A 7160-nucleotide genomic window follows, 5' to 3' on the forward strand; every position below is an offset into this window, starting at 1 on the left:
TACCCGACAGGAAATTTATTGTTTAGTAGAGAAAAAAATGAAGATTCGAGTAATTAATTTATCAGACTCTTTGTGGTTAGAGACTCTGGAAAACCTTCGCCACGATATTTATCATTTGCCTGAGTATCTATATTTAGAGTCTGTTAGGTACAACGCCGTAGCAGAAGCTATTTTGATAGCAGAAGATGACAAAATATTTTTTCTGCCTTATTTGTTGCGTCGGTGTGATAACATATTTGACCAAAGCTTAACAACACAAGAAGTTTTTGATGTAGTCTCCCCTTATGGTTATCCGGGAATTCTATTGAGTGATAAGGCCGCTAGTACGAAAGAGTTTTTAGATTTAGCAATCAATCAGCTAATCTCTACATTGCGTGCCAAGAAAGTCTGTTCGGCATTTTTTCGGCTGCATCCGATACTTAACAGCGGCTTCAATGATTTTTTATCTCCCGATATTTGCAACGTTAATGGAGAAACTGTATCTGTTAATTTAAAACTCTCCGAAGCCGAAATATGGAGTCAAACTCGACGGGATCACCGCACCAGTATTAATAAGTTAAAGCGCTCTGGGATGACAGCAAGAATGGTTCCTTTTCAGGAGTCGATCGGCGAGTTTATTTCAATTTACTATGAAACAATGGATCGGTTAGGGGCTGGGCGATCGTACTATTTTGATGATGAATACTTTTCGCATTTCTCTAAACTCGGTGAAAAAGTCCACTTGTGTATAGTAGAATTAGAGGATAAAATTACTTGTTCTGGGATATTTACCGAGTGTTGTGGCATAATTCAATATCACTTGGGAGGAACCAGAAACGAATTTATTAAACAAGCACCCAGCAAGTTGATGTTGGATTATATTCGATTTTGGGCTAAAGAACGCGGCAATGAAGTTTTGCACTTGGGGGGTGGTTTTGGAGGTGGCCAGGATAGTCTATATCTTTTTAAAGCAGGTTTTTCTAAGCAGACGCACACCTTTCTGACGCTGCGCTTAATTATAGATGAAGAAAAATATCGCCATCTGGTTGAATTGCAGGCAAAGTCTTTAAATGCGGAGGTTGAAGAACTACTGAGGACAAAATTTTTCCCTGCTTATCGCTGCACAAAATAAAGTTAAATAAAATTGAGAGTGGGCAAGATTTTTGAATAGGAATTGAAAAGTATATGTCACTCATCCACAACAAAGAAGTTTACAGTACAGTCGAATTTGATCTTTGGGAAGATAAAAAAAACTCTCACCGAAGACGAAAAGTATCTAATTGTCAAGTATTTGAAGAAAAATGAAAAAACAGTTGAAGCTGGCACTGCAGCGGGAAGAATTCTGTGGGAAATGAAAGATTTAGGTTTTCAAAAGCTTTACGGCTATGATTATGTGCCTGAATTTATCGAACAAGCAAAGCAGAGAGATCGAAGTCAGATTATCTCTTTTGAAGTGCAGGATGCAACTGATTTAACTTACGAAAATGCCGGTGTCGATCCGATAATTTACTGGCCGCAAATTGTGTGTTTTATAGAGGAAGAGGAAAAAAGATTAAAAGCTTTGACAGAGGCTTATCGGCTTCTCAAAAAGGGGAGGACAGCAGTCTTCTCATTTTTAAGTTTTGAATCGAGAATCAAAAGTCCGTTTGTATTTTATTTAGCATATTTAAGTATGTTGAGGAGGTTATCTGGCTCGAATCGCTCAATTGAATATATCCCTTGGCTTAAGCGGGGCGAAAAATATAACTTTTTGGCGCTACTCGATCGCGGGCCTTACCCATATCGGTATAAAGTACAAGAGGCTGACCAAATCTTGACAAAAGTCGGGTTTAAAATAGTTTCCGTTGGTTCTAGTTATCAAATTGGCAAAGGTAAGATGTGTGATGACATAGAATCCTTGAAACATGAATTAATTGCAGGGATGCTTTACTTTGTTTGCAAGAAGTAAATTCTAGTAAAGTGAGTAACTTTATGAACAACTACGATCGCGAGCGTGTCAGGGTGGATTAGCCGGACATAATATTACAGATTGGACACTGGTAAACGATCGCACAACGCTCAATCATACCTCGTTAAGCGTGCAGTCCGCCCGATCGCGGCCCGATATTCTTTTGACTGTAGAACTAGGTATGCAACCATAATTAACGTTTTTTTGAAAAGTCAGTGAGCGTCCCCATCCTCAAAATGTTACAAAAAATTCATAAAACAGCGACGTTTTTTAAATTTTATGTAAAAGTCAGCGATCGTCCCAACCATAGGTTCATAAAAGCTTCATCAAACACCGAAGTTATTTAAAGTTTCTGTAAATTTGACAGAATTCATTATCGTATAAACCCGGAGCCTGCCAAAATCAGGGAAGTACAGTAAATTGCTGTTGGAGTGTAGAATCATGAGTATTTACGAATTACTACCGATCAAATCAAACTCACAAATATCGCAACTTAATAAACTAGTAAATCCCAAAAAATTCAGCCAATTGGTTAAGTGGGTATTAGATAGATTATGTGCAGCGATCGCCCTTTTGGTTTTCTCTCCCGTAATATTAATGGTGGCGATCGCCATTTACATCCGCATGGGCGGGCCAATCTTTTTCTGCCAACCCCGCCCCGGTAAAAACGGTCGCGTTTTCAATTTCTACAAGTTTCGCACGATGACCAGCGATTGCGATGCTGATGGCAATTTGCTACCCGACGAACAGCGTCTCATACCCCTCGGTCAATTTTTTCGCAAAACCAGTGTGGACGAACTCCCTCAACTCTGGAACGTTCTCAAAGGTGACATGAGTTTTGTCGGGCCTCGTCCTTTACTCGTCAGATACCTCGATCGCTATACTCCAGAACAAGCACGCCGCCACGAAGTTATGCCTGGAATTACTGGTTGGGCTCAAGTCAATGGTCGCAATACTATTAGCTGGGATGCTAAATTCAAACTTGATGTTTGCTATGTCGATAATTGGAGTTTGTGGTTTGACTTAAAAATTCTGTTTCTGACAGTATTGAAAGTCTTGAAAAGAGACGGAATTAACCAAGAAGGCTATGCTACAGCCCCAGAATTCACAGGTGTGCTTGACGATTCCAAAACTAACAGTGAGATCCGGTAGCGGTTCGTTTATTAAAACAGACTAAAGATTTTTGAGAGTCCTCTAAAAAAGACTTAAGCTATGAGCCAGGGGTTAAATCCCCTGGCTTCTCTGATTGCTCAATCTAGAAGAAACTAAAACGACACAAAGAAAAATATAATTATTTAGTGGGAGGGCGGGTCAATTTTTTAAACATTCAGCCTGAATAACTCCTCAAGTCCAACTTTTTTCCTGCCTATCGTTCTCCCAACTGAAGATCAAATGACAAAACAAATTCTCCTTTCAACACCTCACATGGGTTCCCTCGAACAAGAGTTCGTCAAAGAAGCCTTTGATACTAACTGGATCGCCCCCGTTGGCCCCCATGTAGACGCTTTCGAGCAAGAATTCTGCGAAATAGTTGGCGCTAAACACGCAGCGGCTGTTAGTTCCGGAACCGCAGCTTTGCATTTGGCTCTAAAATTAATTGGTGTCGGTTCGGGAGATGAGGTTTTTTGCTCGACTCTGACTTTTATTGCAACTGCTAGCCCAATTACTTATCTTGGCGCCAAACCAGTTTTTATTGATAGCGATCGCACTTCTTGGAATCTCAACCCCGATTTGTTCCGAGAAGCACTTGACAACCGAGCAAAAATTGGTAAATTACCCAAAGCTGTTGTAATCGTACACCTCTACGGTCAAAGTTGCGATCTCGACCCAATTCTAGAAGCTTGCAATGCTTATGAAATTCCGCTCATAGAAGATGCAGCCGAATCTCTAGGGGCTACCTATAAAAATAGATCGCCTGGAAGCTTCGGTAAAATCGGCATTTTCTCATTCAACGGCAATAAAATTATCACCACTTCCGGCGGCGGGATGTTAGTTTCCGATGACCAAAAACTGGTAGAAAAAGCTCGTTTTTTGGCGACACAAGCCCGCGACCCCGCTCCTCATTACCAACACTCAGAAATTGGCTACAATTACCGTCTCAGCAATGTTTTGGCTGGAATTGGTCGCGGTCAATTACGGGTTTTGGAGGAGCGAGTTGAAGCTAGACGACGCAATTTTGACTTTTACAAACAAGCTTTAGGAAACTTGCCGGGAATTGAATTTATGCCGGAAGCTGCTTTTGGACGCGCGACTCGCTGGCTGACTTGTTTAACGATCGATCCTGCCGCTTTCGGTGCAGATAGAGAACAAGTTCGCCTAGGGCTTGCTCAAGAGAAAATAGAAGCGCGTCCTGTTTGGAAACCTTTACATTTACAGCCAGTATTTGCTGATTGCGAATGTATGGGCGGTGCCGTGGCCGAAGAGTTATTTGAGTACGGGCTTTGTTTGCCTTCGGGTTCTAATTTAACTGATGAAGATTTAGATCGGGTGGCAAGTGCGATCGCCCAAATTCACAAAGAACATCGATAATATAGCCGAAGGAAGTTCGGCAACGGATTTTGTAACGGATGTAACGGAGGCAGGAAGAAGAAAGATGCGATCGCTATTATTATATCCCTGAATTTTTCAAGAAGTTGGGGAGTTAGGTATTTTGTCTTTTGATTAATTTTGTTGCCATTCTTGCAGGGCGATCGCAATTCCCTCTTTTAATCTTGGTTCGAGACTCTCTTGTTTCACTAAGCTTTCTAATTTCTGCCTGGCCTCGGCAGCACCTAGCTGTTTGAGGGCTGCCATGCAGTGCAGCCTGACGCTGCTGTCTGCGTCGCCCAACATTGAAATCAGAGCATCTAGCCCTCTCATATCTCCTAATTTTCCTAAACCTAAAGCTAAAGATTTTTTGCTGACTGCCTCCTGCACGACCGGATGACCTGTTTTCAGCAAATCAATCAGAATTTCAGCAGCAGCAGCTTTTAATTCCGGCTTTTCTACTCGCCCTAAAACAGTGACAATCTCTTGACAAACAGTAGAATTTATGTTATTAAATTGCGCCATTAATGTCTGATGCAAATATGCTAAAGCGGTTGCAGTTTCCATCCAGCTTAGGGCGCGCACAGTTTCGATTTGCAATTCAACCGGAGTTATCGGCGATCGCAGCAATTCAAATAAAGCAGCCGCTGCAGCATCGGTTTTCACTCGCCCGATCGCGATCGCCGCTTGCTGACAAACTTCTAATCGAATGTCCGAAAGCAAAGGTTTGAGCAAGTTAACTAAATCTAATTCTGCATCTAAATAGGCGCGCACACCGAGAGCTCGCACGGCTTCTTTTCTGACTGCTGTCGCCGGATCGTTGAGTGCTGCTACCAGTACCGGCGGGATGCGGGAGTCGTGAAAGCTGCTCAGGGCCTCGATTGCGGATGCCCGCACCGCAACTTGAGAGTCTCCGACTACGCTCAACAGCGGTGGGATGGTTTCGGTGCGCCGAATTTGGGCGAGTGCTGCTGTTGCAAACTGTCGCGAGTCTTCTTGCTGCAAGAGAGTTGCGAGGGATTCTATGGCTGTCGGGCCGAAATTCCCTAGGGTTTCGGCGGCGATTTGGCTCAATTCTTCGTCGGAATTTTTGACCAATTCTACTAAAGCTTGAATCACTTCCGGGCGATTCCCTACGGGATAGCTTCGCCGCGCGTACTTTCCGAGAATGCGGGCGGCGAACCACCGGGGCTCGGTGTCTGCGTCTTCGTCTTCGAGCACGGCAATTAAAGGTGCGATCGCGCCATTTCCCAGATTTGGCAATACTTTAGCAATTTCCCAACGGTCTTGAAAATCGCCCCATTCTAAGGCTTCTATTGCTAAACTGACAGCTTGATCTAAAATGTGTTGTTCCTGCGGCTTGCTACCGTCGGCTGTCACTTGCTGCAAGCATTCAACTAACAAGGGCCAGTTTTGGCGATCGGCAGCGACTTGCGCTTGTTCTAAAAAGTTAGACATGATTTTAATTTAGTGGCGATCGAGAAGCGAGGTTTTTTGCTGCTAGGTCAGAGCGGGAGGGAGCTACTTTTTACCAATCTTTTGCTACAATTATCCATTTTTTAACATTTTTGTCAATCCATCATAACTGGTAAAATGGAAGTAAAGCATTAATTTCATGCAGTTAAGGCATCAAGCTATACTTTTTGTCATTTAAAATACGCAATATTCCTAATTAAAAATTAACAAATGAAGAAAGCTCTACTTTTAGTAAACCAGCACTCCCGAAAAGGGCAAAAGCTATTATCTCAAGCCACTGGAGAATTAGAAGCACTGGGTTTTGAGTTAATTATAGAATCTACTGACCACGCCCACGAAATTCCCCAAACAATTCGGCGCTACCAAACTCAAGTCGAATTAGTAATAATCGGCGGCGGCGACGGCACTCTCAACGCCGCCATAGAAGGTTTGATAGACACCAAGTTACCCTTGGGTATTTTGCCGATGGGAACTGCTAACGACCTAGCCCGGACTCTTAAAATTCCTACAGCTTTATCCGCAGCTTGTCAAGTAATTGCCAGCGGTAAAGTTCGGCTAATAGACTTGGGTTGGGTTAACGGTCAACATTTTTTTAATGTTGCGAGTTTGGGACTAAGCGTGGAAATTACCCAGCGACTGACTAAAAACGTGAAGCAGCGCTGGGGAGTCTTAGCTTATGCTTTTACTGCTTTGCAGACAATTTTGTCAGCGCGACCGTTTCGAGCAGAAATTAAGGTAAAAAACCAATCTTTTAAGGTTAAAACTATTCAAATTGCCATTGGCAACGGACGCTATTACGGAGGTGGCATGACAGTTGCCGAGGATGCCACCATCGACGACAGGCGACTGGATTTGTACAGTTTGGAAACAATACACTGGTGGGAAATCATTGGTTTGCTGCCGGCTATGAGGCAAGGAAATTATACCAGTTCGCCTAACGTTCGCGCCTTGTACGCTCAAGAATTTGAGGTTAATACTAGCAAACGCCGTCCCATTAATACTGACGGTGAAATCACAACTTACACGCCTGCAAAATTTCGAGTGATTCCCCAAGCTTTAGCAGTTATAGCTCCTTCATGACTCACAACTAATATAATTATGTTGTGGAACAAGTCTCTTGCCTGTTCATATATAATTATCTTGTGGAACAGGCATCTTGCCTGTTCATATATAATTATCTTGTGGAACAGGCATCTTGCCTGTTCATATATAATTATCTTGTGGAACAGGC

The 7160-nt window shown here is 42.8% G+C and carries 6 protein-coding genes; 5 read left to right on the plus strand and 1 reads right to left on the minus strand.

The window, feature by feature from the left end; translation table 11 throughout:
• The first annotated feature begins 37 nt into the window (after window positions 1–37).
• The 4 genes from QUB16_RS22870 (at window position 38) to QUB16_RS22885 (ending at window position 4456) form a co-directional block, all read left to right on the plus strand.
• The gene (locus QUB16_RS22870) at window positions 38–1111 is read left to right on the plus strand and encodes a FemAB family protein (protein ID WP_333319665.1); all 1074 of its coding nucleotides are present in this window, start codon (window positions 38–40) and stop codon (window positions 1109–1111) included.
• Window positions 1112–1153: 42 nt separating this feature from the next.
• Window positions 1154–1927 (plus strand): class I SAM-dependent methyltransferase, encoded by a 774-nt coding sequence (locus tag QUB16_RS22875; RefSeq protein ID WP_333319667.1) that lies wholly within the window; start codon window positions 1154–1156, stop codon window positions 1925–1927.
• 528 nt (window positions 1928–2455) lie between these two features.
• Window positions 2456–3079 carry a sugar transferase gene (locus tag QUB16_RS22880; RefSeq protein ID WP_333319669.1) on the plus strand — a complete coding sequence of 208 codons (624 nt, stop codon included), beginning with the start codon at window positions 2456–2458 and terminating at the stop codon, window positions 3077–3079.
• Window positions 3080–3319: 240 nt separating this feature from the next.
• A complete protein-coding gene (locus QUB16_RS22885) occupies window positions 3320–4456 on the plus strand; it encodes a DegT/DnrJ/EryC1/StrS family aminotransferase (RefSeq protein ID WP_333319671.1) in 1137 nt (378 codons plus the stop codon).
• Window positions 4457–4588: 132 nt separating this feature from the next.
• Here QUB16_RS22885 and QUB16_RS22890 read toward each other — a convergent pair whose 3' ends face one another.
• Entirely contained in the window at window positions 4589–5911 is a 1323-nt protein-coding gene (locus tag QUB16_RS22890) for a HEAT repeat domain-containing protein (protein ID WP_333319673.1), read from the minus strand.
• A 228-nt stretch (window positions 5912–6139) separates the two neighbouring features.
• Here QUB16_RS22890 and QUB16_RS22895 point away from each other — a divergent pair, with 228 nt between their 5' ends.
• A complete protein-coding gene (locus QUB16_RS22895; protein ID WP_333319675.1) occupies window positions 6140–7009 on the plus strand; it encodes a lipid kinase in 870 nt (289 codons plus the stop codon).
• Window positions 7010–7160: the final 151 nt, after the last annotated feature.

The sequence above is a fragment of the Microcoleus sp. D3_18a_C4 genome, from assembly GCF_036702415.1.
Lineage (GTDB): Bacteria > Cyanobacteriota > Cyanobacteriia > Cyanobacteriales > Microcoleaceae > Microcoleus.